23 protein-coding genes are annotated in these 25,709 nt (G+C 67.6%); 8 read left to right on the forward strand and 15 right to left on the reverse strand.

What is annotated here, in order from left to right; all coding sequences use genetic code 11:
- Positions 1–5 precede the first annotated feature (5 nt).
- The 3 genes from FHU30_RS42000 to FHU30_RS42010 all read right to left on the reverse strand — a co-directional run bounded on the left by FHU30_RS42000 (position 6) and on the right by FHU30_RS42010 (position 1,589).
- On the reverse strand, positions 6–290 hold the full coding sequence (locus FHU30_RS42000) for a hypothetical protein (RefSeq protein ID WP_253883318.1): 285 nt from the start codon (positions 288–290) through the stop codon (positions 6–8).
- Positions 291–648: 358 nt separating this feature from the next.
- Positions 649–840, reverse strand: coding sequence for a DUF397 domain-containing protein (locus FHU30_RS42005; RefSeq protein ID WP_253883319.1), 192 nt, complete (start codon positions 838–840; stop codon positions 649–651).
- Positions 837–1,589, reverse strand: a complete 753-nt coding sequence (locus tag FHU30_RS42010; RefSeq protein ID WP_253883320.1) for a DUF5753 domain-containing protein — start codon at positions 1,587–1,589, stop codon at positions 837–839. The genes FHU30_RS42005 and FHU30_RS42010 overlap by 4 nt, the downstream gene beginning before the upstream one ends.
- Positions 1,590–1,839: 250 nt before the next feature.
- On the opposite strand from FHU30_RS42010, the gene FHU30_RS42015 reads away from it, so the two are divergent.
- Positions 1,840–2,040, forward strand: coding sequence for a hypothetical protein (locus tag FHU30_RS42015; RefSeq protein WP_253883321.1), 201 nt, complete (start codon positions 1,840–1,842; stop codon positions 2,038–2,040).
- 768 nt (positions 2,041–2,808) lie between these two features.
- Positions 2,809–4,251 carry an AAA family ATPase gene (locus tag FHU30_RS42020; protein WP_253883322.1) on the forward strand — a complete coding sequence of 481 codons (1,443 nt, stop codon included), beginning with the start codon at positions 2,809–2,811 and terminating at the stop codon, positions 4,249–4,251.
- A gap of 347 nt (positions 4,252–4,598) precedes the next feature.
- Here FHU30_RS42020 and FHU30_RS42025 read toward each other — a convergent pair whose 3' ends face one another.
- From FHU30_RS42025 to FHU30_RS42060, 8 genes are all read right to left on the reverse strand, one after another.
- A complete protein-coding gene (locus FHU30_RS42025; protein ID WP_253875856.1) occupies positions 4,599–5,414 on the reverse strand; it encodes an ExeA family protein in 816 nt (271 codons plus the stop codon).
- Positions 5,411–6,823: a DDE-type integrase/transposase/recombinase gene (locus FHU30_RS42030; RefSeq protein WP_253875854.1), complete on the reverse strand. Its 1,413-nt coding sequence runs from the start codon at positions 6,821–6,823 to the stop codon at positions 5,411–5,413. The genes FHU30_RS42025 and FHU30_RS42030 overlap by 4 nt, the downstream gene beginning before the upstream one ends.
- A gap of 80 nt (positions 6,824–6,903) precedes the next feature.
- Positions 6,904–7,506, reverse strand: a complete 603-nt coding sequence (locus FHU30_RS42035) for a DUF6431 domain-containing protein (protein WP_253875851.1) — start codon at positions 7,504–7,506, stop codon at positions 6,904–6,906.
- Between the two features lie 374 nt (positions 7,507–7,880).
- Positions 7,881–8,582, reverse strand: coding sequence for a hypothetical protein (locus tag FHU30_RS42040; RefSeq protein ID WP_253883323.1), 702 nt, complete (start codon positions 8,580–8,582; stop codon positions 7,881–7,883).
- A gap of 288 nt (positions 8,583–8,870) precedes the next feature.
- Complete coding sequence (locus FHU30_RS42045) at positions 8,871–10,709, reverse strand: cyclic nucleotide-binding domain-containing protein (RefSeq protein ID WP_253883324.1); 1,839 nt, start codon at positions 10,707–10,709, stop codon at positions 8,871–8,873.
- Positions 10,706–11,497: an RNA polymerase sigma factor gene (locus FHU30_RS46705; RefSeq protein ID WP_301324433.1), complete on the reverse strand. Its 792-nt coding sequence runs from the start codon at positions 11,495–11,497 to the stop codon at positions 10,706–10,708. The genes FHU30_RS42045 and FHU30_RS46705 overlap by 4 nt, the downstream gene beginning before the upstream one ends.
- A gap of 122 nt (positions 11,498–11,619) precedes the next feature.
- On the reverse strand, positions 11,620–11,943 hold the full coding sequence (locus FHU30_RS42055) for a hypothetical protein (protein WP_253883325.1): 324 nt from the start codon (positions 11,941–11,943) through the stop codon (positions 11,620–11,622).
- Positions 11,944–12,395: 452 nt separating this feature from the next.
- Positions 12,396–13,406: a hypothetical protein gene (locus FHU30_RS42060; protein ID WP_253883326.1), complete on the reverse strand. Its 1,011-nt coding sequence runs from the start codon at positions 13,404–13,406 to the stop codon at positions 12,396–12,398.
- A gap of 58 nt (positions 13,407–13,464) precedes the next feature.
- Here FHU30_RS42060 and FHU30_RS42065 point away from each other — a divergent pair, with 58 nt between their 5' ends.
- From FHU30_RS42065 to FHU30_RS42075, 3 genes are all read left to right on the forward strand, one after another.
- Entirely contained in the window at positions 13,465–13,686 is a 222-nt protein-coding gene (locus tag FHU30_RS42065; protein WP_253883327.1) for a hypothetical protein, read from the forward strand.
- A gap of 251 nt (positions 13,687–13,937) precedes the next feature.
- A complete protein-coding gene (locus FHU30_RS42070; RefSeq protein ID WP_253883328.1) occupies positions 13,938–14,591 on the forward strand; it encodes a hypothetical protein in 654 nt (217 codons plus the stop codon).
- Positions 14,592–14,849: 258 nt separating this feature from the next.
- Positions 14,850–15,011 carry a hypothetical protein gene (locus tag FHU30_RS42075; protein ID WP_253883329.1) on the forward strand — a complete coding sequence of 54 codons (162 nt, stop codon included), beginning with the start codon at positions 14,850–14,852 and terminating at the stop codon, positions 15,009–15,011.
- Positions 15,012–15,040: 29 nt separating this feature from the next.
- On the opposite strand, the gene FHU30_RS42080 is transcribed toward FHU30_RS42075, so the two are convergent.
- From FHU30_RS42080 to FHU30_RS42095, 4 genes are all read right to left on the reverse strand, one after another.
- On the reverse strand, positions 15,041–15,403 hold the full coding sequence (locus tag FHU30_RS42080) for a hypothetical protein (protein ID WP_253883330.1): 363 nt from the start codon (positions 15,401–15,403) through the stop codon (positions 15,041–15,043).
- 80 nt (positions 15,404–15,483) lie between these two features.
- Positions 15,484–19,638: an RHS repeat-associated core domain-containing protein gene (locus tag FHU30_RS42085; protein ID WP_253883331.1), complete on the reverse strand. Its 4,155-nt coding sequence runs from the start codon at positions 19,636–19,638 to the stop codon at positions 15,484–15,486.
- 496 nt (positions 19,639–20,134) lie between these two features.
- Positions 20,135–21,295, reverse strand: coding sequence for a glycosyltransferase 87 family protein (locus FHU30_RS42090; protein WP_253883332.1), 1,161 nt, complete (start codon positions 21,293–21,295; stop codon positions 20,135–20,137).
- A 717-nt stretch (positions 21,296–22,012) separates the two neighbouring features.
- Positions 22,013–22,675, reverse strand: a complete 663-nt coding sequence (locus FHU30_RS42095; protein WP_253883333.1) for a response regulator transcription factor — start codon at positions 22,673–22,675, stop codon at positions 22,013–22,015.
- Positions 22,676–23,496: 821 nt separating this feature from the next.
- Here FHU30_RS42095 and FHU30_RS42100 point away from each other — a divergent pair.
- The 3 genes from FHU30_RS42100 (at position 23,497) to FHU30_RS47850 (ending at position 25,694) form a co-directional block, all read left to right on the forward strand.
- Positions 23,497–24,408, forward strand: a complete 912-nt coding sequence (locus FHU30_RS42100; protein WP_253883334.1) for an ATP-binding cassette domain-containing protein — start codon at positions 23,497–23,499, stop codon at positions 24,406–24,408.
- 5 nt (positions 24,409–24,413) lie between these two features.
- Positions 24,414–25,265, forward strand: coding sequence for an ABC transporter permease subunit (locus FHU30_RS42105; RefSeq protein WP_253883335.1), 852 nt, complete (start codon positions 24,414–24,416; stop codon positions 25,263–25,265).
- 90 nt (positions 25,266–25,355) lie between these two features.
- Complete coding sequence (locus FHU30_RS47850; protein WP_372504063.1) at positions 25,356–25,694, forward strand: helix-turn-helix domain-containing protein; 339 nt, start codon at positions 25,356–25,358, stop codon at positions 25,692–25,694.
- Positions 25,695–25,709 lie beyond the last annotated feature (15 nt).

Genomic DNA, 25,709 nt, shown 5'->3' on the forward strand with positions numbered 1-25,709 from the left:
GACTCTCAGGACTTCTGTGCCTTGCGCTGCCCTTCCTCGCATGCCTGGACGAAGAGTGCCTGGCCGGCGGGGAACCGGATCTGTCGCTCCTTGGCTCCGAAGGAGGCGAAGGTGGCGCAGTCGGCGCCCTGGAGGTCGATGCTGCCGTCTGCGATCAGGTCTCGGACCTCCTTGTAGGTCCTTGTGTTGCCGTCCTCGGCCTTCATAACGACCTTGCCCTCGTCCGAGGAGCCACAGGCCGCGAGGAGGAGAGCCAGAGAACCACACATAAGGGACATTTTGATCGCCACGAGGCGGAACTATGCCAGAAATCACTGACATGAAGCAAAGTCTTCCTACCCGGCCCCCGGGAAGAGCGTGATTGCCGACCAGCTCTCCAGCCTGGATGGGCCGACGAGGGGTACGAGTTCAGGCTGGTCAATGGCCGGGTAACGGCCGTCGGGGTCCTTGGGCTCCCGAGAGGCGATGAATCGGAAGCGGGTTCGGTCCACCTGAATGCAGTTGTTCTCCCTGGTGTAGCTCGAGGTTCTCCGCCTTGGTGCTGTGCGTATAGGCAGGCAGGCTGACGAAATCCTGCGACCCGTGGAGCCGACTGAGCCCCTGAAAGCACGAAACCCCCTCCGAAGAGGGGGTTCAGCTCGTTCTGGGCTACTCGACCAGGCCCTCGGTCTTAATGTGTTCGACCAAGTTCGTCAGAGACTCCCGAGAGAGGGAGAGGTGCCCGACCTCTGGAGCCTTGCTGTCGCGCAGACCAACGGCCGACGTGAGGTCGGCGAGCTCAACGCAGTCACCGCTGGACGAACCACCGCCGCTGTAGCTGCTCTTGCGCCACTCTGTCACTTAATCTCCAACTGTTGCTTGATCAGCTCACGTGTAGCTGACTCCGTGAGGGCCACGGCGCCCATGCGGTCCCACCGTAGTCCCAGGTCTCTGACCTCGGCACCCTCGTGTATCAGTTTGCCCCCGAGCTGGGCCCACATGTAACCCACGTCGAGCCCCGCGGTTGTTGTGATCAGCTCGTAGCTACCTGAGTGACCGATGTGCCACTCATCAGCAGGAATCACTCTGAGGCTCACCTGCTCGGACCAGTCGAGCAACGCTTCGAGCTGCTGCCGGCGAAGGCCATCACCGAGCGGTGGAGCCAAGGCTCCCTCATCCAGAAGCACCCAGAGCTGCAGCCGCGGCAGCTGAGAGAGGAGCAGTTCGGTACGCGCCTTTCGTTCGGCCAGCGCAGCATCCACATCCTGCACGACCCGCATCCTGTGCAGCAGTTCCCGGGCGTAGCCCTCCGTCTGAAGAGGCACCGGAACCAGGCCGTGAACGTAGGTCTTGATCGTGAGCGCGTTCTTCTCGAAATCCCAAAGCTGCTTGATCCAGTCCTCGTCGGTGGAAATCTTGGCCGCGAACGTCCGAAGGTGACGGAAGATCGTCCCCCAGTCGTCATCCAAGGCGATGCACTGTGGTCCGGTGAGGTGGCGACGGCCCGCCTCCACATTGGCAACAAGGTGTCTGTCACTTCGAATCAGTCTCGCCACTGCGGACTGTGACAGACGTCGCCGCTCCCGCTCTTTTCGCAGGTAGACCGCCATGAGGTTCCACAACGAATCATCGGCTGATAGTGACTCTGCGGAGGGCATTGGATCTCCTCAGGTGTTGTCAATTTGCCGAGACATCTCCCGCAGCTCGACTCTACGGGGGACTCTGTGTCTCACGCCACAGCCTTCGTAACTGATCTGCGAGAGAGCAGTCATGAGCTTGAACAGACGCCGTGAAAGAGTCACAAACCGGGCACCTGGGGACCGCTGGAACGACCCGATTCGGGACCACCGAGGCCGGTACGTGGTCGAGTTAAAGGGCGCGCTGACCCCGGAGCAGGAGTCGGCCGGTCTCAAGTGGGTCCTGACGTCCCATGACCCCAACGATCTGGCCGCTCAGCAGCAAGAACAGGACGAAATTGCCCGCGACTTGGCTCTGCACCCCTTCCTGCTCCATGCCGATCCGGAAGACATCGTCCGTCGGTACGTCCGGGGCCTCGGATGAGCACCGGGTTGTGGCTGGTCATGTTCGCCTGCTGGGCTCTGGCAGGGGTCTTGGTGGTCATCGCCTACCGAGTTGCGTTTCCCCGTCGGCCGGTCGGTCGGCACAGCGCCAGATCTCCCCACAGAGGGCCTGGTCGAGAGCCTGCAAGGTCTCAACCGGGTGATCTCTTCCTCGATCCCCCTGGTCCGTCGTCGTCTCGGCCTTCGGCGGACCGGGGGTACCAAAATTCGGCGCCTCCCCCGCTCTACGGAAGGCAGCAGCTGTGAGTCCGGAGCAGATTGAGCGGGCCCGCGGCGTTGAGGTCGCGCTGGCAGCCGTCCAGGACGCCATGCGTCAGCACGGAATGCTGCGAGGCACTGCTGATCTGATCATCACTCGCGCTCGCACCAACCTTGCGCTCTTGGAAGCCGAGGAGGAGCTGCCGGCTACCGCGTTGCAGCCCGCAGAGCCCTCGACCACCTGCGCCCGATAAGCCCCTTCAGGTGGACCCGCGCCTGGAAGGCATCCCGCCGGACACGACGAGAGGAGAGGTAGGGACAGGACACTTCACGACGCTGCTGGGCGGCCGGTCCATGGGTGAAACGGACAATACGGCTGAGGGCCGGTCGCCCGTCCGGGGGGTTCAGCGCGGCGGGAGGCGCCGCGCCTGAGTGGCTCAGGAGGAGTCACATGACTGTCCTCACGGAGAGGACGGACGTCATCGCCCGTGATCCTTGCCTTGATAGACACGATCAACTTAGACCCTGGCTAGTAGCGGGGAGGGCAAACGTGGGCCTCATCGGGCGGGCCGCTGAGTTAGCGTTGTTGGACAAGCGGCTGCGGCGGGTGCGGTCGTCGGGTTCTGGGGTGGCGGTGACGCTGCGCGGCCGCTGGCAGGTCGGCAAGTCGCGTCTGGTGCAGGAGTTCTGCGATCGGGCCGAGGCCCCGTATGTGTTCTTCACTGCGACCAAGGGGGCCTCGCCGGTCGAGGCGGTGACTGCCTTCCTGGATGACCTGCGCGAGTCCGATGTGCCCGCCGACCGAGAGCTGGTGCCGGAGGTCTCGACGGGCAGCTGGCCGGAGGCGTTGCGGGCGCTGGCGGCGGTGCTGCCGTCGTCTCCGTGCATTGTGGTGTTGGACGAGGTCCCTTGGCTGGCCGAGCAGGACGCGTTGTTCGACGGGGCGTTGCAGACGGCGTGGGACCGGCTGCTGTCGTCTCGTCCGGTTCTGCTGTTGCTGCTCGGTAGCGATCTGCACATGATGGAGCGGCTGACGGCCTACGACCAGCCGTTCTTCGGCCGCGCCGACAACTTGGTGCTGGGTCCGCTGAATGTCGCCGATGTCGGTGCGGCGTTGGGGTTGGACGCCGCTGACGCGGTGGATGCGCACCTGGTGTCCGGGGGATTGCCGGGGATCGTGCGGGCCTGGCCGCATTCGGCGCCGGCGCTGGAGTTCCTGCGTGGGGAGGCCGGCGACCCGGGCGTGGCGGTCTTCGGTGTGCCTGAGGCTGCGCTGTTGGCGGAGTTTCCTAGTCGGGATATCTCGCGGCGGGTGATCGTGGCCGTCGGGGCGGGGGATCGGACGCGTGCCAACATCGCGGCGGCCGCCGGGAGCCGCGGGGGAGCGGTGCCGTCGGGGACGTTGTCGCCGCTGCTGCGACGGCTGGCGGAGGATAAGCGGGTGCTGGCGATGGACCAGCCCTTGTCGACCCGTCCGGGCAAGCCTGCGCTGTATCGAGTCGCCGACAGCAACCTTCGGTTGTATCTGGGGGTGCTGCGGGCGGTGCAGGAGCAGGCGCGGCGAGGCAGGCCTGAGGCTGGTTTCCGGCTGGTCGAACGCCGGTGGTCGGCGTGGCGGGGCCGGGCGGTGGTGCCGTTGGTGCGCGAGTCGCTGGAGTTGGCCGCTGTCGATGGCCGTCTGCCGTGGGCTCAGGTGGAGGCGGTGGGCGGATGGTGGAACCGGCGTTTTGATCCCGAGCTGGATCTGGTGGGCACCGACCGCGCTCCGGTCGCCGATGCTGTGCGGTTCGTCGGTTCCATCAAGTGGCTCGCCAGTCCCTTCGACCACCACGACCTGGCGGCGCTGCGCCGCGCCGCGGTGGAGGTCCCGGGTTTTGATCCGGCCTCGACGGGGTTGGTGGTCGCTTCCCTGAGCGGGGTGAGCGACTCGGTGGACGCGGCAGGGGCCGTGGTGTGGACGCCGCGGGACGTGGTTGGTTCCTGGGCTGGATAGGTCAGGCCGCAGGGCGGTCCTGGTGGCGGGCATCGCCAGAGCCTCGTTGGGGTGCGGCACGCGCCTGGGGTCGGTGGCCTCGGTCGCCTGGCTCACCGTCGCCGCGGTCGCCGAGGTCCGGTTGCCGCTGTCGGTGTCCCGCCGTGGCGATATCGCTCAGGAACGCTGCTGGTACAGGCGGCGTGGTCGTGTGTTTCTGCTGGCGGTAAGGCGTCGCCTCGCCGGCTGTGCGCGGTCATTCAAGATGAGGACGAGCGCGTCGTTGCCGATGGTGATGTGGGGGTGTGAACAAGGCCCTGCCGGGGGTGGTGGGCAGGGCCTTGGTGTGCAGCTTGTCGGGGTGGTGGTCACTCTGTCGCGATGACTTCGTTGACGGCGGCGCGGGCGGAGGTTTCGTCGACGATGGTCTTGTCGGAGATGAAGGTGGCCAGCAGGGCTTGGATGGCCAGGTTGTTGATCGCGCGGGGGTAGCCGCGGCTGGCGGTGTGGATCAGCGCGGCGGCGTCTTCGGTGAACAGCGGGTCGGTGCGTCCGGCGAGCGCGGCGTGGTGGCGCAGGTAGTCGATGGTTTCGTCGGGGGTCATGCCGTTCATGTGGTAGCGGACCGAGATGCGCTGGTCGAGCGCGGCCAGGACGCCGAGCTTGATCTTGCGGCGCAGGGTGGGCTGGCCGATGAGCAGGCAGGCGAACGGGCTGGTGGAGTCCATTTCGAAGTTGGTGAGCATGCGGACCGACTCCAGCTGGTCGTGGTCGAGCATGTGCGCCTCGTCCAGGATCAGGACCGGGGTGCGGCCGCGTTCGGCGAGCTCGGTGGCCAGCGCGTCGCCCGCCTGGGGGATGAGGGTGGCCTTGTGCTGTTTGGGGACGCCGCCGAGCGCGGTGACGATCGCGGTGTGGATGCCGCGAACGCCGACGTCGGGGTTTCCGATGTAGATGGGGATGTGCCGGGCGGGGTCCAGGGAGGCGATCGCGGAGCGGGTCGCGGCGGTCTTGCCGGCGCCGACCTCGCCGGTGATGACGCCGAGGTTGCGTTCGGCCACGCACCAGGTGATGCGGGCGGTGGCCTCGCCGTGCGCGGCGTGCCGGTGCATCATGCCCGGGGCCAGGTCCCGGCCGAACGGCATCTTGGTGAACCCGAAGAAGCCCTGAAGGCGGTCGATCACGGCTGGTCCTTCCCGTCGGATTCTTCGTCGTCACGCTGCCGGTCGCTGTCTTGAGAGGCGTCTGCGCTGGTCAGGGCGGTGTAGTTGATGCGTCCGGCGAGGCTGGCGGTGTGGGTGTCGTCCAGCAGGCGCAGGTAGTCGATCCCGGTCGGTGCGGCGGGCTGGTCGGCGGGGGTTTCGGGTTTGGCCTTGGGGTGGGCGTGGCGGCCGATGTCCTGGGGCTGGGCCAGGCCCATCGACTCGCCGTTGAAGCGGACCTCCATGACCGTCAGGTCGAACGGGTCGAAGACCAGCTCGACCTTCCGGCCGACGAGCGCCGGCTCAACGCAGTAGGCGTTCCCGAACAGCCTCACCGTGGCGGTCTTGGTGACCTGGCGGATCTCGCTCCACTTGAACGCCTCGCGCAGTTGCGCGGGCGTCGGTGTCGCAAACGGCGCCCCTGTCATCCAGCGCGCCAGCGGCGCCTGCCTGGTCTCGGAATGGACCCGCTGGTGGTAGTGGCTTTCGACCCATGCGGTGAACAGCTGGTTCAGCTGGGCGGTGTCGGCGACGCGGGTGCCGGAGGTCTGCCCGTCGGCGGCGATCTCGACCAGGAACTGCTGGCGGACCGTGCGGAAGAACCGTTCGATCTTTCCCCGGCCCTCCGGCTGGCCCGGCGCCGAGTGGATGATCCGAATCGCCAGCTTGGCCGCGGCCCGCTTCAAAGCGGCGTCCACGAACGCCGACCCGTTATCGACGTAGATCGCCTCGGGGACCCCGCGCGCGGCCAGCGCCGGGCGCAGCGCGGCCGCCAGGCGGACGGTGTCCTCGAAGTAGCCCCACCGGTGCCCGACGATCGCGCGCGAGTGGTCGTCGATGAAGGCGAACAGGAACGTCTTGCGGCCACCGATCTTCGGGCCGTGCAAGGCGTCCCCGGTCCAGATCTCGTTGGGCCGGTCGGCCTCGAACCGGCCGAACGCCTGCGGCGAGCTTCCCTCGGGGCGGCGCAGCTCCAGGCCGTCGAAGTGCCGCAGCAGCGTGCGCTCGTTGGGCGACCAGCCCAGCGTCGAACGCAGGATCCGGGCGATCTGCGCCCCGGTCCGCTCCGGCCTCTCCTTCTTCAACGCCACCGCCAACTCCAGAACCTCGGCCGGTGTGCGCGGCGTGGGCTTCCGGGTCGGCGGGACCAGGCCCTCAAAACCCCGCTCGCGCCAGGCTCGGATCCACCGGTCCAGCGTGCCCCGCGAGACCGTCACCGGATCACCGAACGGCCCCTCGTGCGCCTGGTCGGCCAAAGCGCGCACCAACCGGCCCCGCTGCCGGGTCGTCAACTCCGGATCAGCCGCTTCCCTGATCAGCTGATAGCGCCAGAGCGCCACCTGCTGCGCGCGTTCGGCCCGCCGCCGCGCCTCATCTTCGGCCTTGGTCACCTTCGGGTCCCTTCATGATCACCCTGCGTGTTGATGCGCGGGCGTCGAGGATCTCCGGTCGGCATCCGCCCGGCCAAGGGTCAGTTCGTGTTGATCGTTTCGGGCGCCCAGCCCGGTGCCAGCAGACCCCCGCGCGAGACCGCGCAGGCCAGCGCCCAAACCGACAACGTGTCGACGAAACTCGCGCCACCCAGGCGGCGGCGCGCGGTCACCGCGACCGCCACCAACACCGCGCCCGCGCCCGCCGTGCCGCCGTCCAGCGCCACCAACAACGCGGTGAACGCCGACCTGAGCCGCTCGGCCCGCGCCGCGAACCGCCGCAGCCAACCCCGCACCGTCTCCGCCGGCCGCCCCAGCAACCTCGCGATCGGCCGATGCCCCCGCCCACCAGCCGCGGCCTCCACCGCCGCGCCGATCACCTCCACCGTGTCGGCCCGCCGCGCCAGCAACCCGACCGGCAACAACACGTGCGTGCGCCCGCAACCCGAGCAACGCGCCCGCCGCGGCCGCACCTCCACCCGCCCGTCCGGCCCGCGCACCCCACGCGACCGCCCATGCCCCCAAGCCACCAGCACGCCCGAACAGTCCGGGCAGGACAGCTCACCATCACGCAACCTGCGCTCGACGCAACCCGCGTCGGCCTCTACCGTGACCACCAGTGCCTCCAATGGCACGACGTTCACGGCCCTCCCGCGCTCGGCAGCAATCGAGGACGCGGGAGGGCCGTGGCTTGTCCACGAACGTGGTCACGCTGACCTTTGCCCAGCACCGGCATCAACCGGAACGAACCGATCGATTCCTCTTCGTCACCATGTTCCGACGAAACCCCAGGACGAACACGGTTCATCCCCACCATGTCGTCGCACACGAAAACGGACACAGGCAACACCCGCCACAGAGCTTCGTCCTCGCCCCGAGTGACTCACAGGCGCTCTACATCAACATCCTGAATGTCGCTGAACAGCCGGCCGGCGGTCGGCCGGTCGGGTGCCACTTGATGTGGCCACAGGTCTACTCGAAGAGTCTGAGGACACTGTGTTTCCAGTGAGCGACATCTTCACCGGGACCAGTGCTCTGCGTGGCGCTCTCGATCGATGATCTTGGAGGGGAACACCGCTCGACCTGCAGGTGTCGCTTGCACCGGGGGCATCGACTCGGGGCACTGGGCCGTCTCGAGAGCCTGCCATGCATCGCTGACCGCCTGGTGCAGTGGGGCGACCAGCTGGGCGTGCGTTGCTCCGCGGGACTTGCTGGTCTCAAGGCGACGGTCGCGCCAGGTGCCGTCCAGGGCGCGCTTGCGGGCATTGAGGGGCGGGCGTCGGTCGACCTGCACGAGATGTTCCAGGGCGAGTCCGACGACCTCGGTACCGAGTGAGCTGACAGCCCTTTGGTGCGCTTTGGCGAGCGTCGGCACGAGGACGGGCCACTGAATGACCACGACCTTCTCCCATAGTTCCGGGGGGACTGTCATCCCAAGGTGGTGGCTTTCCCCGATGGGCAGGTCTTTGAGACGGCGGCGGGCATCGCTGGTCTGGCCCACGTAGGCGAGCCCGACCCCTGAGAGGTAGACGCCGTACAGGACTGGCCCCTGGAGCGCGGGCTGCCCGCAAGCGGGGTCGGCCAGCATGCGGCCGACGGCATGGGCGAACCGATAACGCCGGTTCTGCCACTCCATGAGGGCCTCTGGGGTTGCGATCAGCGCTGCCAGGGAGGCTCGCCACTGGCCGTAGTGCGCCTCGTCATCAGCCTCAGCGTGCACGCATCTACTTTGGCATCTGCCAAGGACGCTCCGCGCTCCCTTCATGTCTCCCCTCATTGTCTCCGTACAGCCGCAAGTTCTCCGTACAGCCGCAGGTCTCCGTACAGCCGCGAGGTGCGGCACCGCCCCGGTGCTTCCCAGGCTGCGGTGGGTCTTCCGCGGTGCTCAGGGTCGCCGGTTGCGGGGGCTTCTGCGTCTTTGCCGGTTTCTGGGTGGCAAGGGGTGCTCGTGCTGGGCGGTGTTCTGGCGGTCGGTGTTTGGGGGTTGGGGTTGCGGCGTGTGGTCGTCTCATGTGGAAGCCAGGCGGTCGTCGAGGTAGGCCGCGGTCAGGGCGTTGGCGGACAAGGGTGCATCTGCCGCATCCGTGGCCGGGGTTCCGGCGGCGAGTTTGCTGCGGATCTGTCGAAGCCGGTCTTTGATGTCTTGTTCGTTGACGACGAGGTGCTGTGCGATCTGGCGGTCGGTGAGGCCTCGTGTGATCAGTTCGATGAGTTCTGTTTCCATGACCGAGAGCGGGTGGGGTTCGGGCACTGGCCTGCGCCGGGTTCGTCGCCGGGGTGGCGCGGTTGGAGGAAGGGCGGGGCGGGCGGCGGGTTCGGCCGTGTGGATCCAGCCGGTGACGTCGGTTCCCTTGCTGCGGGCGCGTGCCGGTGCGAAGTCGCGTGGGTCGAGCCGGCTGCCGGTCCGGTCGGCGATGACGTTGTCGAAGACGAACGAGGAGGTGATGAATCCAAGGTCGGTGTCGGTGTGCGCCATCTGGGACCGGAGTTCGGCCAGTTCCATCATTCGGGCGGTGTAGACGATCGACGCGCCTGCGGCACCGGTGTCGTCGAGGATGACCGGTCCGACGTGCACGGCGACCCGCAGCCGCAGCCGTGGGCCGTCGGTGGGGGTGAGGTTGTGGTGGTGCAGCGCCTGGCGGAGGTGGACGGTGATCCCTTCGAGGACCGCGCTGGGGGCGAACTGCGGTGGGACGATGATGAGTGCGCCGTCACCGCGGTCCTCGCGGTAGCAGGCTTCCCAGGGCAGTTGGGCCTGGTCCATTGCGCGGCACAGCATCTGGTACATGTCGGCTCGTGACCGCCGCCGCTGTGCGTCGGTTCGCTCGGCGGAGAACCCGACGATGTCGGCGAACACGATGGAGGACATCTGGCTGGCGGCGCCGGCTGCTCGGGCTGGGGCGGATGGGGGCGCGGGTATTGCCGGGTCGGCGGTCAGGTGGGGTTCTTCGACGAGCCGCTGGCGGAGCTCGGCCTCTACGACGTTCACGACCCGCGAGTGGCGGGCCAGGAACTCACCGAACCGGCGTGCGGACATGCGCAGGGCGAGGACGGTGTCCAAGGCGACCACGGTCGCCGATCGCTGCCGCAGCAGCAGCATGGCCCGCTCGCCGACGATGTCGCCGGGGCCACGGATGGCCAGGACCCTCGCCTGGCCTTGGTGGGTGACGCTGACACGCACCCAGCCCTGCTGGATCACCAGCACGTGGCTGGCGAGGTCGTGCTCGCGCCACAGCCGATGGCCGCCGCCGAAGGCGACCGGCTCGGCCGATGCGGCGAAGGCCTCGCGTTCGTGGGGCGTCAACGCCCGCCAGAACCCAGGGCGTGACAGCGCAGGGTCCGCCTCCTGCTCAACGCTTTGCTGCTCGGCCGATAGTTGGCGCTCCAGTGCGAGTAGACGGCGGCGAAGGTTCGTCCATGGCTGCCTGTTGTCGGCCCCTTGGTGCAGGAGGGCCGCTGCGTCGGCTTGGGGCGGCGTGCCGGGGGCGGCGTCGGCGCCTGGTGGCGGGGGGGCCTCGCTGACACGGCAGGTCTGTCGGTGCCGGGAGGCCGGCTGTGTCGCGCTGCCGTTCCCGCCGTCGCCGAGGAGCTCGGCGCGGGTGTCACGGTCCTGTGTCCCTGCCTCCTCGGTGTCCTGCTGGGCGGGCGCGGGGGTGCGGGGCGCGCCGTGGCTGGGGCCGGGTTGAGGGGCGGGGTTGAGGATCTGCTGGAGCCGGTTCTCGATGTGGTCGGAGGTCAGGTGACCGGTCGCCTGCTCGATCAGGTCCATGCAGTCGGCCAGCAGTTCGGCAGCGGTCTCCTCGCCGTGGTGGTCTCGACTCTGGTGGTCTTCGGGGTTGATGTTCATGTCGTCTCCCCCTTCCTGGAGCCGGGTTGGGCTTGAGCGGTGGCGTCGCCGGCCGGCGGTGGTGTCTGTTCCTGCTCAGGTGGTCGCCGCGGTGGTGCTACTGCAGGGCAGGCGTGTGGGGCGCTATGAGAGGAGGCGCTATGAGAGGAGGCGCTGGGGGAGGAGGCGCTGGGGGAGGAGGTCGGTGCGGGTGGCGTGGCGGCGGCGGGTGCCGGTGTGGAGGAGGCTGCGGGGCCGACGTAGGAAGAGGCGGTGCTCAGGCGTTCTTGGAGGCGTTTGCGGGCGTGTCGCAGGTGCGAGCGTACGTTGGTCTCGTTCTTGCCCAGCAGGTCGGCGATCTCAGCTGTGGACATGCCGTCGACGATGCAGGCCATCACCTTGCGCTGGGTGCTCGGCAAACAGTCCAGCACCTTGTTGACCCAGTCCAGTTCCTGCCATTGGACGAGCAGGTCTTCTTCGGGGGGGAGTGGTTCGTCGTCGTCGGGCTGGCGGAAGAAGAGCACGGCTCGCTGTTGTCGGTCGCGGTCGCGGGTGCGGTCTTTGATGAACTTGCGACGGGCGGCCGTGCGGACCCATGCTGCGGGGGAGCGGATGGATCTCCAGTGCGCGTAGGCGTCCTGGAAGGCGTGCATCGCTGCGTCCTCGGCCTCCTGGACGGTGCCGTCCATCAGGATGACCAGCTGGACGACCCGCCTGTAGTGGCCGCGGAAGAAGTCACTGAACTGCTCCTGTATGTCCCGGTCGGGTGCCGGAGCACCGGTGACAGGTGACTGTCGTGCATCGACCATAGGCAAGCCTCCATCGCCATGTCCTCCACAGCCCAAGCCCTCGCTCTATAGGTAGGTCCGCGCGAGGGCCCGGGCGTGAAAGACCAGGACAAGATTTTTTTTCAGCGGGGCGAAGCCGCAGGTCAGCGACGTCGGCTGATCAGCAGGGTGACCAGTAGCGCGACGACCGCGGCCAGTACCGTCAGCGGCACCGACCCGGTGACGCCGTAGGCCCCGACCACCGACAGCAGGACGCCGGTGAACACCTGGTGCGGGTCGCCGCCTCCCTGTCCCGGGCCGCCGGAGGCGTTGTGCTTGTCGTCGGCGGCTGCGGGTTCCTGCGTCGGAGGCTGCGGTTGCGCCGGCGGGTCCATGGTGCGGACGTCCCTGAGCGGAAGGGCCGGCGGGTTCATCAGCGGGCCGGGGGAGACACCGGAGTGTGGGTCGCGTAGCGGTGATGTGCTCATGGGCGGGTTCCTTCCGCTGAGGACAGCGTGACGTCAGACATCACTGAGGTCCATAGCGGTGGCCGAACGTGAAAACGCGAGGTCAGGGGGCGGCTCTGGCCAGCTCTGCGCCGTTGTCGCGCACGGTTTCGGTGAGGCCCTCGTGAGCCCGGATGGGCGAGGTTCACCGAGTCTGGGCGGCAGCCAGTGATGGGAAGGCCGCGTCGGCAGAACGCCCGGATGAGGGACGATCAACTGCACCTCTGCTGAGAACGGCGAGGCCTGGATGCTGTTGTGTTTCCGGCGGGCTGGGCGTTGCCTGGTCGCCTGTCCTGCTCTTCAGGCGTTCTGTCGGGCCCTCCGCAGATCTGTTCTCGCCCGTGCGGAAGCACGGGCGAGAACAGATCTGTTGCTCATCGCCAGTCACGTTGGGAGAGGGGCGTCCGCGGCTCTGTCGGCTGGTTCGGGCCGCTTCAGAGCTGAAGGATCAGTGCCTCGACCTGCTGCAGCGCCACGACACTCGCCTCGGCGGCGCCGCGCGCCTTGGTCAGCTTCTCCATCCACTCGACCCGCTGGTCGGCTGACAGAGACTGCTCCTCCAGGTCGGCGCGCAGCCGCCGGGCTGTTTCGAAGTCGGCCATGAGCGCGTCCGCGGACTGGACGGCACGCTCGTAGGCGGCGGTGGTGAGCTCGATCCGCGCCGGAAGCTCTCGTCGCAGCACACCGAGTCGGGCGCGGGGGTCGGCCGCCACCGTGTCGGGTGCCCTCATCACGATGTCCGGCCTGGTGTCGTCGTCCTTGCCGGACTGGTCGTCTCCACGGTTCGTGGCCCCACGCGGGGTCTGCGGCGTGACGGGAGGGAAGGTCTGGTCGAACCACTCCTTGTCCACGACGAAGGAGGTGGGGTTCCCGTCGATGCCGGGCACCAGGATCATGCCTGCGACGATCGGTGTTCTGCTGCCGGGTTCCCAGTCCTGTTCGCCGTAGCAGATCGGGGTGGTTCCGTCGGGCGCGGTCGGGGCCCTGGTGGCGTCGGAGTGCTCGAGGACCGCCTTGGCGAAGGCGATGAGCATCTCTCGGGTGACTGCCGGGTTGTGAACCTGTGTGAAGGCCATTTCCAGCGCGGCGACGGCGCTGGCGGGGGTGCGGCGGACGCCTTTGCGCTGCTCGCCTGCCTCACTGCCCTGACCGGGGGTGATGAGCGGTTGGGGTGCGTGGATCAGGTTGGGCACCATGCGGTCGACCAGCACCAGCCATGCCTGCCCGTCGCCGGACTCGGCTTCCATGAGCAGCGACCTGACCGAGCGGGGGCTTTGCTGGACGCCTTCCTTGACGTGGGGGACTCCGAATAGCCCTGCGGCGGAGAGGATGTTGCCGCGCTGCAGGAACAGCTGGGCGATGGCGGCCGACCAGAGCCTGGTGCGAGCGTCGGCGGCTTTCTTGCCGAGCTGGCTCCAGGCGGGTTCCTGGAGTGCCGCGCGCACGATCGGCCAGTAGTCTCCGGTGTGGCGCCGCTGGTGCCGTTCGGTCGGTTCGGGGCTGTTGCACCCCGACCTGCAGGCGGTGGTCAAGGTCCTGGAGGTCTCGGCCGCGGACGCGGTGACCATCGCCTTCACCGTGGGGCACCAGCCGCTCCCGGACCCGGCGTCGTATGCACTGCTGTCACCTGTGGTGTGGGTGGCGCGGTCGCTGCAGCTGCCCGTCCTGAGCTTTGACACCAAGCCCTACGAGGCCTACGGCGTCGCAACCAGAAGCACTCCGTGATGCCCTTGCGGGGCACGTTCAGGCACATGGTCGTGCCGCGCCGTCGTCGGCCGGGGAGGCTCCTGGGGCGCACAAGCCCCAGGGGCATAGGGCCTGGTTCTCAGCGGCATGACCGCTGCAGCGCGCCGGCCCATCTGGCGGCATCGTGGCGACCGTCGACCTGTTGGGACACCGCGATGGAGGCTGCGGAATGACGTCGAGGTCTCGGCGCTCCTAGGCTTTGCCGCATGGCCGGACGTGCAGACCCCCTGGTGACCTGGCAGCAGGCCGCGGCGAGCATCGCCGCGATCGTCGACCGGCGGAACGCCGCGCATGCCGACCGGCTGGACGAGGTGTCCGATGAACCGCTGCCGCTGATCAAGCTGATCGCCGACGACCCGCATCCGGCTGACATCACCGCGGCGTTGACCGTCCTTGCGCATCTGCGGTGGGAGCTGGACAAGCATGAAGGGGCTCTACTGCGGGCGGGGCAGGCCGCGGGCGTCTCCTACCGCGCGATGGGGCGGCCGTTGGGGCTGGACACCCGGCAGGCGGTGCGTGCACGTATGCAACGGTCGCTGGCACGTGCAGCCCACACCGGTGGTCACGTCCCGCCGGCGCCGACGCTGACGGAGGAGCAGTGGGTGGCCAAGTACGGTCGGCAGCTCCAAGATGCGACGCGTGACCTGCTGAAGCACCGGCATGAGCTTGAGGGGCATGACATCGCTGAGGACCTTGAGGACCTCGAGGCGTCGCTCGAGGCGGTCCCGGCCGCCGCCGGTCGCGTCCGTGTGAAACGCCTCGGCGTCGTCGCCGCCCGGGTCCGTTACATGACCGACGACATCACCGGCACCCGCACGCCCGAGGCGCGTGCAGCGCTGCACTGCCTGCTGTCCCTGGTCGCCGACCACCGCGAGGTCAGCTGAGCGTCACGGGATCTCGCTGAGATCCGACCTGACCACGCTGGGACCGCTCTTGGCGCTTGCTTCCGGGCTGGACAGGCCGGGCGACGCTCGTCTGGTGGGCGGCGGGTGTCCGCAGACGGTTGCGTGTGGAGGCGGCTAACCCCGGCACTGCTTCTTCATCGCGGCGCTGACGTGCTGCGAAGCTGACCAGTGGCCCCAAGCTGACCGAGTGAGCCCGTCGCATCGGTGCCGGCGAAGGCCCGGGCGATGGAGTTTCGCTTGGCCGACCATCAGAACCTGCCGACCGGTGACTGCCGCCTGGGTGGCGCCTCTCGTGGGCCGGTCTGGGACGACCTCAACGGCGACCGCGAGGCCGGAGAGAGCGTTCAACGGCATCTGCCTGACGGCCGCTTCGACTCACCCGGGCGCTATCGGCGGTGACGCTTCGCGACCGCCGAACGTCCTGAAGACTAGGGGGTACCCACCATGTGCCCGAACCAGGAAGGGTCCCGCGACCCTCCATCGTCTTCGTGTGACTGGACGCGCCCAGACACCACGAAGCCGATCTTCTCACCTTCGATGATGTGCACTACTGCCCCTTTGGGAACCGGGCCGCTCAAATCGACGACAAGGGCGAGTTCCTGTTCACTGGGACTTCGGATCAGAAGGCCATCATAGTACGGCCCGAGCAGCATGGCCGAAACTCCTCCGAAATGCACATCGACCCTGCTGTCCGGAGGGCATTCTTTGCTGCTGCGCATCAGCAGCCTTCGATGGCCGACCGTGTACTGCCAAACTTTAAAGTAGCGTGGCGACTCGAAGAACGTCTCCAACGAACCCACCTTATCAACGGACGCGGTTCAGGTGAAAGGTCTTCACGATACCATGAGGGGTGCCCTAGCCTGCAGGGCGCCTACCAGTCTTCCGGCTTCGGAATTCCCCCTGGAACTGGTTTGCCGCCTTCATAGAACGTCACATTGTTCCAGTCGAGGCGCCCGCGCTGAACCATTCGTCCGATCTGCCCCATCTCCCATTCTGTGGCGTGCCAGTTCTTGCCTACTCCATTAGTGTAGGCTTTCATGAATTTTTCGGCGGGGGTGGCTCCATCGAAACCGTCCAAGGCGACCGCGACTTTGGAATTATCCTTGAGGGCCTGGGTGACGTTGGCCATCCATTGGGCGAGGGGCTGTCCGTTGGCCTGTCCGATAATCTGCTCGTAGTCTGGGCCATTGAAGTTGTAGGCGCCTTCAATTTCCTTGGTGAGCTTGTCGGCGTGCGGACCGATTCCCAGGACGAGGGGGCCGCATGCGGCGTTGTGGACGAGGATCGGCGTATCGCCTGCGTCCACGAAATAGGTGTGGAGGCCGTCGACCGTCAGGTTGTAGGTGACGGCGGTCGTGCTGTAGGTCAGAGTTGTGAGGACTCGGACCGACCCGCCCCAGGTGGTCTGCAGCCGCTCGCCGGCTTTGAGGCTTTGTGCAGGGACCCACGCGTGCCTCGTGACGTCCCAGTACTTGTGGCCGCTGGTACCGACGATCGTCTTCGGGCCGTGCGCGCCCTCGATTGTCACGTCGGTGTAGTGACGGTCGGTGTGCGTCACGTGGATCGCGGTTACCGTGTGCACCTGGTCGGCTGTTCCCGGTTTTACTCCGGGAACGGCGTTTTTGATTTTATCGCCGACCTTGATGTCTTGTATTTTCTTGCTGGTTCCGTCCGCCATTGGAACCAGCGTTCCCGGGGTGAAACTCTGGCACCCGTCGGCAAGGAGCCTGCCCAAGATCCGCCCGAAGAACTTCCCGGCGAGTGCGAGTCCTACCCGCAGGCCTCCTTCGAGGGCCGCGTGCTTCCAGTCTCCGTCCGACAGGTACCAGGTGACGTTGATGGCTGTCGCGCCCCAGCCGACTGGGCCGGGGACCATGCCGAGTGCGCCCAGGGCTTCGTGTCTGTCCGCGTCGGTCATCGGGGCGCAGAGCTGGTGCTCCTCGGGGTAGAGCGAGCAGAGGACGGCGAGGTACTCGTCGTGTATCTGGCTGCCGCCTGGTACGCCTGATGACCATTTGACTTGGCTTTCGAGCCATGCGATCTGCATTTTCCGCGAGGCGGCGGCGAAGTCCTTGGGGACATAGACCGTTATGGTTATGCCGTGCTGTGTCGAGGTCGAGTGTCCCCCACCGCGCAGGTTCCCGTTTCCTGAGTGCCCGCAGGTGTGGGTCTCCCAGCAGTTGGGGTCTGGGACGGTGCGGCCGTCGGGGGTTTGGGTGGTGCCGTTGCCGTTGTGGGCGCAGGCGTCGGGGCCGGTGCCTCCGTTGCATATGTTCAGGCCTGAGGGGTCGCTGTTGCTGACGGGGTTGCCGCCGGCGTAGGTGTAGCCGTTCTGTTCTTGCTGTGAGGTTGCCGCCAGGAGCGGGTCGAGGCTGGCGAAGCGGCCGAGGCCCGGGTCGTACCAGCGGGCCCCGATGTCGGTGAGACCTGTGGTCTGGTCCTCGACGTCGCCGAGGAAGCCGTGGTTGTCGGGCCAGTAGGTGGGTTTGGTGCCGCGGGGGGCGCCGTAGGGGGTGGTCTGGCGCCAGGTGGGCTGGTTCCAGTCGGTGTCGATGGCGAAGGAGCCGGTGCCGTGCGGGTCGGCGGTCTCGAGGGTGAGCTTGGTGGTTCCGGTGGCGTCGACGGTGCGGATCGAGGTGAGGCCGCCGGGTTGCGGGTAGTAGCGGATGCCGCTGGTCTTGCCGGTGGTGGTGTTGAGGGTGAGCTGTTCGTTGCTCAGGTAGAGCGTGGTGGTGGCGGCGGTGGGGTCTTTTTGGAGGAGGAGGTGTCCGTCGGCGTCGTAGAGGTAGGAGGGGCCGCCGTTGGTGGTGGTGACGGTGGACAGTTCGCCTTGGTCGGTCCAGCCCAGTGCCCGGTCGTCGGTGGACTGGTCGGGTTGGCCGGGGTTGGTGAGGGTGGTGCGCTGGGTGGTGTTGCCGACCTTGTCGTAGCCGAAGGTCTGTTTCTGGGTGGTGACCGGGGTCGCGGTCGGGTCGGTGGCGGTGTCGATGGTGGCCGATGTGAGCGTATGGGGCTGGGGGTTGCCTGAACCGGCGTACTTGTAGGTGGTGACGCTGTCGCCGTTGCCGGCGAGCCCGTGGCGGGTTTCGCTCTTGCGTTGTCCGAGCGGGTCCAGGTCCCAGCTGGTCCAGTAGGCGCCGCCGAGGATGCCGGAGCCGACGGTGGCGCCCTTGTTGCCGGAGGGGTCGGCCGCGCAGTCGTCGGTGGCGGTCCAGGCTTGGGTGAGCCGGTCAAGGGTGTCGTAGGCGAAGCATTGGGTTTCGCTTTGGGTGCCTTGGCGGGTGGTGCTTTGCTTGGTGGGGTTGCCGGCCGGGTCGTAGGCGTAGCGGTCTTCGTTGATCGGGGTGGTGGAGCGGTCGGTGTAGGTGAACTGCCGGTCCAGCAGCCGGGCGGTGTGGTCGTCGTAGGCGTAGGTGGCGAAGGCGGGCTTGTTGATGGTGCCGGCCTTGACCTGGGCGACCTGTCCGTAGGCGGTGTAGCGGACTTCGCTGGCGTAGCCGGTGTCGCCGTTGGTGGCTCCGGGCAGGTCCATGCCGTTGAGGACCGTCCAGCCGTACGTGACGGTCTCTTCGGGCAGGGGCCCGTTGTCCTGGCCGTTGTAGTAGTCGTCGATGTGGAGTCCGGCGCGGCTGGTGTAGTCGTGCCAGACGGTGTGGTCGCCCTTCAGGGCGCCTTCGCTGGCGGGGAGGGCGACGGTGCTGGCGAGGGGTTGGCCGAACAGGTCGTAGCCGTCGGTGACGTGGGTGGTGTAGCCGCGTTGCTTGCCGGTGAGCCCGCCGACGGTGGTGTTGCCGGATGCGTCGTAGCGGGTGGAGGAGGTCAGGTGGCCGATCGGGTTGGTCAGGCCGGGGATGTCGGGCTGGCCGTCGGGGGTGAGGTTGTCGTAGGTCCAGGAGGCGATCTGCTTGGCCGGGTCGGCGGTGGGTCCGTGGAACGAGCCGGTCTTTCGGCCGAGGGTGTCGTAGGTGAAGGAGATGGTGGCGTTGTTGGCGTCGGTGGTCTGCTTGACGTGTCCGAGCTGGTCGTAGGTGAGGGTGGTGGTTCCGGCGTCGGGGTCCTTCTTGGTCACCGGCCTGCCGAGGTTGTCGTAGTCGGTGTGCCAGGTGTCGCCGGAGGCCTGGTTGGTGAGGTCGGTCTGGTTGCCGCGGGCGTCGTAGCCGTAGGTGACGGCCTGCTCGTTGTCGTTGCTGGCGGTGGTCGAGCCTCCGGTGATGGTGACGGTGGTGACCGGCGCGGTCCCGGTCCCGTTGGTGACCGTGACGGTGGGTCGCGTGGTGTAGTCGGCGACCTTGGTCGTGCGGTTCGCGGCGTCGGTGACGGTCTGGGTGGCGACCCCGCCGGGGGGCGGGACGGTGATGGTCTTGTCGCCGAGGTAGGCGGTGGCGGTCTGCTCCCGTGGCTGGGACTGGTAGTAGGACGTGGTCAAGATGGCGCGGCCGAGGCCGTCGAGGGTGGTGACGGTCTGGTTGGGGATCTTGGCGTCGTCGGCGGCCGCCAGGGTGGTGTTGGGGGCGCTGGCGGGGTCCCAGTAGGGGCTGTTGGCCTTCCAGACCCAGCCGTGGGTGTCGTAGAAGGTGTTGGTGAGCAGCCGCCCGCCCTGGGGTGTGGGTTGCTGGGTCTGGATGGGGCGCAGGAGCGCGTCGTAGAGCTTGGTCGCCACGGCGTAGCCGTTGGCGTCGTTGGCGGTCTGCGTGGTGACCGAGGACGGCCCGGTGTTGGTGATCCGGTAGCTGTACTTGAGGTTGGCGGGTTGGCTGGTGGGCCGCGAGTTGGTCCATACCGCGGTCAGGCGCCCGAGACCGTCGTAGGTGCTGCGGGCGGTGATGCCGTTGGGGTCGGTGGAGGCGACCGTGAGGCCGTGCGCCGGTTCCAGCACGGCCGTGCCGACCTGGCCGAGCGGGTTCGTGGTGGTGATCTTGTTGAGGATTCCGTTGGCCGCGGTGCGCGTCACGTGGCTGTGCGCGCCGGCGGCGTCCCAGGTGTCGGTCGCGATTCCGCTGGCGTCGTAGGTGGTGGCCTCCTTCACCTGCCAGGTGACCTTCTGGGTGGCCGGGTCGTAGACGGCCGCGCGGGTCTCGGAGATGTTGCCGGTGGAGGGGATGTACAGGGGATGGTCCCAGGCCGTTGGCGTGCGAGAGCGCCAGCTGCACGTGCTCCCCGCGCACGCGGGGATGGTCCGTCGTAACTGGGTCCGCGTCGCGGAAGTCGTCGGTGCTCCCCGCGCACGCGGGGATGGTCCCGCGGCAGCAGCCCCGAGTGCTCTCGTGCATGCGAGACTGTGCACGGACCTGCTTGAGCACCTGGTCTGAGGGTTGGCGAAGACGGTGGGCGGGCGCATACCGACCGCGACCTCGCCGGGAGCGAGACAGAGTCGGCAACTCGTTCCAACTCCTCCCGGCGGGGCCTCGCCTCATCGTCTCCCTGCTCTCGCACTCACAGGCCGAGTTACGCCCAACACTTCTGGATCGGCGCTTAGCGCTCGACCGCTGCGCCGGTGGCCGAGCACTGGATGTGCCGGCTGGCTAACGCAGATACTTCAAGCGCGGTACGAATCGTCCGATCCGGAAGAAGCTGCCCTCGGTCCTCCAGGCGAGGGAGTCTCGCGCGCTCCATCCGACAGTGCCGCGGAAGGGCACGAGGCTTGCGGTCAGCAGGGTCAGCGCCGGCCGCGCCTCGGCCAGGGGTGCGATCATCACAACCAGGACCGTTGTCGTCCACAGGATTTTGAAGTTCCGTGCTCCTCGGACCGGGGTGAAGGCGGCGAGCACCAGCCAGATTTGGTGATGGGTCCAGGAGATCGGTGAGATCGCCAAGCTGGCCGCTCCCATGATCACCAGTGCAGCAAGGTGGTTTCCGTTCCGGTCGGCGCAGGTGGCCCGCCAAAGCGAGGACGCGAAGACGGTTGCTGCGGTAATGCACCAGATGGCCGTTCCAAGGTTTCCGGTTATGGCCAGTCGTTGAAGTGTTGCGGCCAGTGAGATGTTGCCACTGGAGGTGAACGCGTGAACTTTGGTGCCGTCGAATATCGTCGATGTCCAGAAGTGGAGGCTGTCGCGGGGCAGGAAGATCAAGGCGAGGATGATGGTGGCAAGGAACGTCAGGGCCGCAGTGACGGCATTGCGGCGGCTGCCTGAGGTCACCAGATAGGGAATGTAGATCAACGGGGTCAGTTTGATGCCGGACAGCGTCCCTATGATCAGCCCGGGCACGCGGCTTCTTCCGGCGTTGAGTATGGCGAGAGCTGTGGGCGCGGCGAGAATGAGGCTGATCTGTCCGAATCGAAGGTCACTTGCCACTGGGGCACTGACTGCGAGAGCCGCGAAGATTGCGCCGCTGAGCAAGGTGAATCCATGGGCGGTTTTTGAGAGCGCGCGCCCTGCGGTCACGGCGAGGATGGCTATCGATACCAAGGTGAGGGAGGTCCAAGTTATCGCAGCCGTGAGGAACGGCATCCGGTTGAGCGGAAATAGCAGGATGCCTGCGAACGGCGGGTATGTGAATCCATCTTGGATGCCCGAGTGGTAGGCGTAGAGGCCTGCGCCGTCGTTCAGGCCGCGTGTGGAGGTCAAGTAGACTTTCAGGTCGTCCACTCTTTCGCCGCCGGACGGGCCGGCAAGGCTTGCGTAGGCGACCTTCCCTGCTACAGCGAGTCCCGCGCACCAGGCCACGACGCCGGCGGCCAACTCGGCCGTCTCCCGCCCCGACCTGGCCGCCGACTTCTGAAGAACTGGCCTCTGTGGCATTAACGTCACTCCACGAACTTGCGGGGCTTGAGGCGTTGTCATCCCGCAGATGACTGCAGGACGGAAAGCCCTATGGGCGGGAGGCCCGCCGGGGCCGATAATTTCGAAACCTTGCTAGTGCGCTGGGTTCACCGGGATGATCTCGCCGACTGAATCGGGAAAGAGTTCACTCAGGTGTGGCTGCTCAGGCTTGGCTGGTATCACGGTCGACGACTCGGGATGTTTGCACACGGCGGCACCGATATTTCCATCCGGGCCCGGCTGTTAGATGTGCGCCACTGCCATTCGGGCCGATTCTGGTTTTGGCCTCTACACCAGCATGCTTGTGATCGGGAAAGGGCACCATCGGGCGAGGGACGGGTTTATTCGGCCCAGCCGCAGGCGGAGGTACTCGCCTCGGTGCCCGTCTTCGGAACTAGGGGTGCCGCTCCCTCCGCGGAAGGAGGTTCGGCTTCGTCTTCGCTGGTCGTGGACGGGCGTGGGCGCGGCAGCTATTGCCAGCGCAGGGTGGATCGTCCGGCATCGTCTGAAGCGGATACCTTGACGATCGAGGTCCGAGCCGCGCGGGTCGACTGGGCTGCGTTCCTTGCGGCTGTCACCAGGGGAGGCGGTTGGAGGGCCCCGGTGGAAGGGGGAACGTGATGTGCCGTTGCGGGGTCAGCGCATCATGTTGCTCTCGTAGGCGAAGATCACCAACTGGATGCGGTCACGGGCGTCGAGTTTGGCGAGCAGGTTGCTGACGTGAGACTTCACGGTCGCCCGTGACAGGCGGAGTTCGAGTGCGATCTCGTCGTTGGTGCGGCCGCGGGCGACGAGGTGGAGGACCTCGCGTTCACGTTGGGTGATCAGGGACAGGCGCTGGGCTGCTCCAACGGCCTCTTGGGGGCGTTGGGTGAACTCCTCGATGAGCTTGCGGGTGATGCTGGGAGAAAGGAGTGCCTCGCCCGAGGAGACGATGCGGATCGCGGTCAGCAGGTCAGCCGCGGGAGTGTCCTTGAGCAGGAATCCGCTCGCGCCGGCGTACAAGGCGTCGAAGACGTATCGGTCGAGGTTGAACGTGGTGAGGATCAGTACCCGGGTGTGGTCTGGGCCGTAGGTCTGTGTGATGGTCTGTGTGGCTGTGATGCCGTCGGAATCCGGCATTTGCACGTCCATCAACACCACATCCGGCCGTGTCCGGGTGACCTCGGCGACGGCCTGTTCACCGGTTGCCGCCTCTCCGACCACGTGCATGTCGGGGGTGCTCTGCAGGAGGAGCCGCAGGCCCGTCCGGACGATCTCCTGATCGTCGGCGACTACCACTTTGATCTTCGCGGTCACGTCCTCACCACCGGTGGCCTCGCCTCGGCTCGGATGGCCTGCGGTTCCTGGCGCCGGCCTCGGACCGGCCCCTGGGGGCGCTGGTCTCGCATCCCAGATCGCCGCGTCCCTGATCGCTTCGGTCGACGACGCCCCTCACCTGGGCGGCACCCGCCAAAGCGCGCCCGGTCACCGTGGTCGTCTCGAAGGTCACCTTGGTCGTCCCGAAGGACTGACCGGCCTGCTCGGGCTGCGTGGGGAGTACGCGGCGTCCGGGGCTGCCTCGCCGGTGGTGCTGATGGCGTTGGCCGCAGCATCACGGAGTTCACCGGCCCTGCGGGGTCGTGGTTCGGTGATGGTCGGCCAGAGCGCGGCATGGTCGCGGCTGTCGCGCCTGTTGCGTGCCGCTGGCCGAGGTCTGTCGTTTCGCCGCGCTGCGGAGCCGATGGCCGGTGAAGCTGTTGGTCCGCTTTCACCCCGCGCCCGGCGGCTGCGCTGAGCCTGGCAGCCGCTCAGACAGGCGCAGAGGGCACTGGGGTGGGTGGGTCCGTGTCGGTGGCCAGGTGGGCGACCTGCAGCAGCGCGGGCAACGCGCCGAGGAGGGGCCGGCCGACCGATCCCCGGTGGCCGTTGTTGGGGGGACCTCACGGAGCTGACCTTAACCATCGGGCCGCAGGCTTGTCCTCCGTCCCCGGCATGAGGCGGATCGGTGGGTCTGGGGACCGATGGGGGCGTCTGTTCGCCGGGCGGGCGACGGGGTGAACGAAGAGTTCCGCCGCCCGATGTGCCGGACCACCGCGTTGAGGAGGCTGGTCTAAGAACCGACAGCCGTAGGAGAGCCGATGCTGAGGGTGTCGCATCTGAGTAAGCGGTACGGGCCTGTCCTTGCGGTGGACGATGTGTCCTTCGAGGTCAGGCCGGGGCGGGTGACCGGCTTTCTGGGACCGAACGGGGCGGGCAAGACCACCACGCTCCGCATGATCCTCGGCCTGGACGCGCCGTCCGGCGGCCAGGCGCTGGTGGACGGCCGGCCCTACCGCCGGCTGCGGCGCCCCTTGCTGCATATGGGCGCGCTGCTGGACGCCGGCGCCGTCCACCCCGGGCGGACCGGACGCCAGCATCTTTTCGCGCTGGCGCGCAGCAACGGCATCGGCACAGCGCGAGCCGACGCCGTGCTGGAGGAGGTCGGCATGGCTGCCGCCGCACGTCGGCGGGTCGGTGGTTACTCCCTGGGCATGAGGCAACGTCTGGGGATCGCTGCGGCGCTCTTGGGGGATCCGGGGATCGTCGTGTTCGACGAGCCCACCAACGGGCTGGATCCCGAGGGGATCCAGTGGACGCGCAGCCTGTTTCGGCGCCTGGCCGCGGAGGGCCGGGTCGTGTTCGTCTCCAGCCATCTGATGAGCGAGATGGAGAACACCGCCGACCATCTCGTCGTCATCGGGCACGGCCGTCTGATCTGCGACACCCCGGTGGCCGACCTGGTTGCCGGCCGCGGCGGCACGCGCGTGGTGGTCCGGGCCGTCGGTGGCATCGAGCGGTTCGAGCGGTTGCTCGGCAGCGGCGGAGCCACCACCGAGCTGCTCGCCGATGGCGCCCTGCAGGTCCGTGGCTTGTCGGCTGAGCAGGTGGGCGACCTGGCGGCCTCGCACGGGATCCGGATCAGGGAGCTGACCACCCATCATCGTTCCCTTGAGGAGGTCTTCATGGAGCTGACCGGTCGCAGTGCCCAGTCCAGGTTCCAGGTCAGGTGAGCCCGGTGTCGAACCAGCAGCGGTCGCGGGCAGGCACGAGGGCGGTGCCCGGCCGGGAGGCGATCCCCTTGGGTGACGGAACCGTCCTTGCGCGGGCGGCCGACCGGATCCTGGCCGAATGGATCAAGATCGGATCGGTCCGGGCCACCTATGGGGTGACCCTGGTCGGCCTGGTGACGTCCGCTGGGTTCGGCGCTTGGTCCTGCGCGAGCCTGGCCAGCGACTGGGGCCGGTACCCTGCGGCTCGGGCGCATGCGGATCGGCTGTCGTCGGTGTTCGACGGCCTGGTGCTGGCCCAGTTGGTGTTCGCGTCCATTGGGGTGCTGGCGATCACCTCGGAGTACTCCAGCGGACTGATCCGCACCACCTTCACGGCATCACCCGGCAGGCGTGTGACCCTGCTGGCCAAGGCCGCCGCCCTCACCACGTTCACGCTGCTCGCCGGCGCGGTCACCACGGCCGTCACCTATGTGCTGGGACAGCTGCTGCTGGCGCATCAGCACATCCAGCTGTCGGTGACCGATCCGACGACCGCCCGCGCGGTGTTCGCATCGGTCGTCTACCTGATCGCCGTGGCGACACTCGGGCTGGGTTTGGGCGCGGTCTTGCGTCATGCCGCAGCGGCGGTCAGCACTCTGTTCGCCGTGCTGTTCTTGCTGCCGCAGCTGCTGCGCGGCACCTCGGGCCTGTTGCTGGCGATCGACAACGCGCTTCCCGGGACGGCCCTGCGTCGCCTGATGAGCGACCGGCCGTGGGCCGGCGCTCCCAGCACCCGTGAGGCCTGGCTGGTGATCGTTGCCTTCCCGCTGGTCAGCCTGGTCGCTGCGATGGTGGTCATCGGCCGGCGGGACGCCTGAGTCATCGGCCCTGCACCGGCGAAAGGTTTGGGAGGCAGGCGGGTGGAACCATCTCGTGAGATCGGATACCGCTGGCAGTTGCGAGAGGTGATGGAACGCCACGGCATCCACACCACGACAAAGCTCATCCCTTTGCTGGTTGAGCGGGGGATCACGTTGTCGGCTTCACAGGTCCACCGGCTCGTCAGCGGCACGCCAGAACGTCTCTCGCTGCGTGTGTTGGCAGCGTGCTGCGACATCTTCGGCTGCACGCCGGCCGACCTCATCGTTGTCGAGGTACCGATGCGGGCTCGCCCGGCCGAGGGCGGCGAGGGGGCCTGCCCTCATCGAGGCGGGTGCCGTGCTCCAGCCGAGCAGCCGCGGACTTGGCTGCTGCGGGAGGTGCCCCGCCCTCGCTCTTCCGCTGGTCGCGTCAACGGATTGGCCTAGCAGACCCCACCGGTC

Source organism: Actinomadura rupiterrae (assembly GCF_024172125.1).
Taxonomy (GTDB): domain Bacteria; phylum Actinomycetota; class Actinomycetes; order Streptosporangiales; family Streptosporangiaceae; genus Spirillospora; species Spirillospora rupiterrae.

Coding starts and splice junctions, on each gene's coding strand:
- FHU30_RS47850 (WP_372504063.1), top strand. CDS start 25,356: ATGGAACGCCACGGCATCCACACCACGACAAAGCTCATCCCTTTGCTG.
- FHU30_RS42055 (WP_253883325.1), bottom strand. CDS start 11,943: ATGAGCACATCACCGCTACGCGACCCACACTCCGGTGTCTCCCCCGGC.
- FHU30_RS42100 (WP_253883334.1), top strand. CDS start 23,497: ATGCTGAGGGTGTCGCATCTGAGTAAGCGGTACGGGCCTGTCCTTGCG.
- FHU30_RS46705 (WP_301324433.1), bottom strand. CDS start 11,497: ATGGTCGATGCACGACAGTCACCTGTCACCGGTGCTCCGGCACCCGAC.
- FHU30_RS42045 (WP_253883324.1), bottom strand. CDS start 10,709: ATGAACATCAACCCCGAAGACCACCAGAGTCGAGACCACCACGGCGAG.
- FHU30_RS42010 (WP_253883320.1), bottom strand. CDS start 1,589: ATGGCGGTCTACCTGCGAAAAGAGCGGGAGCGGCGACGTCTGTCACAG.